1 protein-coding gene is annotated in these 2,540 nt (G+C 64.4%); it reads left to right on the top strand.

The annotated features are described in order from the left end of the window. Positions 1 to 665 precede the first annotated feature (665 nt). The gene (gene ltrA, locus AB0442_RS42160; protein WP_366168800.1) at positions 666 to 2,438 is read left to right on the top strand and encodes a group II intron reverse transcriptase/maturase; all 1,773 of its coding nucleotides are present in this window, start codon (positions 666 to 668) and stop codon (positions 2,436 to 2,438) included. Positions 2,439 to 2,540 lie beyond the last annotated feature (102 nt).

The raw sequence follows: 2,540 nt of genomic DNA, 5'->3' as shown, positions 1-2,540 counted from the left end.
AACCGTGCGACACGAGGTCGCTCCAGAGAAGTGAGTGCAGCTGCATGAAGGAGGTGCCGAGCGGCTGAACTTCGGGCCAGTGTCCAGGGCCCGTCCCCGCGCTCACATGCGTCGCTGGTAACGGCGGGGTGTGGAGCTGAGCGTTCAAGCCCAAGAACACCTCGGCCATCGAGGAGTCACAGGCGAGGGGAAGGCTGGACGGGCGAACGCAAGTGAACCCTTGCTGATGCTTCGTGACGGTAAGACCGCTCGATGGTGTGCAGGCGGCGGTCGCAGGACCCGGTGCTGGAAGGCACCAAGCGACTTCCGGGAAGGTTTGCCCGGGAGGAGGACACCGCTGGTCCCGGAGTAAAGAGGGCGCCCACCCCAGCCGCGTCTTCCTGGTGTGAAACGTGGAAACCCCATCGGGGTCCAAGCTATGGCTTGGTAGGCCGACCGTAAGGAGAGCTGAAGCCCCGGCGGGAGAAGGATGATCCAAGAAGCAAATGCCGGCAGCCGAAAGGTCCGAGGAAGCCGGGAGACGGGTCCTTCAACCGACTCTCGTATAACTCGCCGGATACGGGCCCTGGTGGCCCGGCCCGAAAGGGCGCCCACGTGGATCAGGTGAGCCTTTGAAGTCACCCCTGCAAGGAACCCGGAACCGAGGGACAAGTTAGACATCGGAGGTGGATGTGATCGCAGCGCTTGCCGTGTTGCCTTCGCCTGCGGTGAACGGACCCGAGGGCGATCTACTCGACTGGCACGGCATCGACTGGGCCACGTGTGAGGAGAACGTACGGCGGCTGAGGCAGAGAATCTTCAAGGCGACGCAGGAAGAGGACTGGAAGAAGGTCCGCAACTTGCAGAAGCTCATGCTGCGGAGCCGCAGCAACACGCTGGTCAGCGTGAAGCGAGTCACGCAGCAGAGCAGTGGTCGCATGACCGCGGGCATCGATGGGGAACGAGCTCTCACCGCCAAGGCGAGAGGCGTGCTGGCGACCGAGATCCATCGATCGTCGAAACCCTGGAGAGCCAGGCCGGTCAGGCGAGTGTTCATCCCGAAGAGCAACGGGAAGCAGCGGCCGCTCGGCATCCCGGTCATCCGTGACCGGGTGCTCCAGGCTCGCGTGAAGAACGCGCTGGAACCCGAGTGGGAAGCGCGGTTCGAGCCTAGGTCATACGGCTTCAGGCCCGGCCGCAGCTGTCAGGACGCGATCGCGGCGATCTTCTGGACGGCGAAGGGCAAGAACCCGAGCCGCCTGTGGGTCCTGGACGCGGATCTGTCGGCAGCGTTCGACCGCATCGACCACGGCCACCTCATGGCCATGCTCGGACAGTTCCCCGCCAGGGGGCTGATCCGTGGCTGGCTGAAGGCGGGAGTGATGGATCGCGGCCGGTTCGCACCGACCGAAGAGGGGACTCCTCAAGGCGGTGTGATCAGCCCACTGCTGTTGAACGTCGCTCTGCACGGGCTGGAACAGGCCGCAGGGTGCCAATACAAGGCCCGCGCCGGGCGCGACCCCGGCGCAAAACCGGGCACCCCAGTATTGGTGAGGTATGCCGATGACTTCGTCGTGCTCTGCCACGACGAAGCCCAGGTGCGTGAGGTCAGATCCCGACTGGAGGACTGGCTGGAGCCGAGAGGTCTTCGCTTCAACGAGGAGAAGACCAAAGTCGTTCACCTCGAAGAGGGCTTCGACTTCCTCGGCCTCACCGTCCGCCGCATGGGAGGCAAACTGATCATCAAACCGAGCCGAGCGGCCTGCACGAGGCTCCGGGCGCGACTGCGAACCGAAATGCAGGCTCTTCAGGGAGCCAATGCAGCGGCCGTGTTGCACAGGCTCACCCCGATCGTTCGCGGTTGGGCGGCCTACTACCGGGCGTGGGTGTCCACGACGACGTTCGCGTCCCTGGACACCTACATGTGGCGTCTGCTGTTCAGATGGGCCAGGCGACGCCACAACAACAAGTCGAGGCACTGGGTCACGACCCGGTACTTCGGCCAGTTCCATCCGACCCGGCGTGACCAGTGGGTGTTCGGCGACCGTGAAAGCGGGGCCTTCCTCATCAAGTTCGCCTGGACGGGCATCGTCCGTCACCCGCTGGTCAAGGGCGGAGCGTCGCTGGACGACCCGGCCATGACCGAGTACTGGCGGGATCGCCGCCGCAGGAATGCGCCTCCGCCGATGGACAAGACCAGTCTTTTCCTGGCGGTGCGACAGAAAGGGCTCTGCCCACTGTGTAAACAGGCGCTGATCGCCGGAGCCGAGTACGAACCCGACAGTCCACGCGAGTGGATCAACTGGTTCGCGGCTTCGAAGAAAATGCTTCACAAGCATCACTTCGTCTACCGGCGAGATGGCGGCACGGACGAACGGAACAACCTTCGCCTCGTACACTCCGAGTGCCATCGCCAGCACCATGCTGGCGATGGGAAACGGTCCACACGGCCCTGCTGACCTGCGAAGCTCTCGGGGCTTGCTTGAGCCGGATGCGCTGAAAGGTGCACGTCCGGTTCTGAGGGGGCCGGGCCACGGCAACGTGGCCCGGCTACCCGACTG

Source organism: Kitasatospora sp. NPDC085895 (genome assembly GCF_040702125.1).
Lineage (GTDB): Bacteria > Actinomycetota > Actinomycetes > Streptomycetales > Streptomycetaceae > Kitasatospora > Kitasatospora arboriphila.
This window is presented reverse-complemented; position numbering and strand designations above follow the sequence as displayed.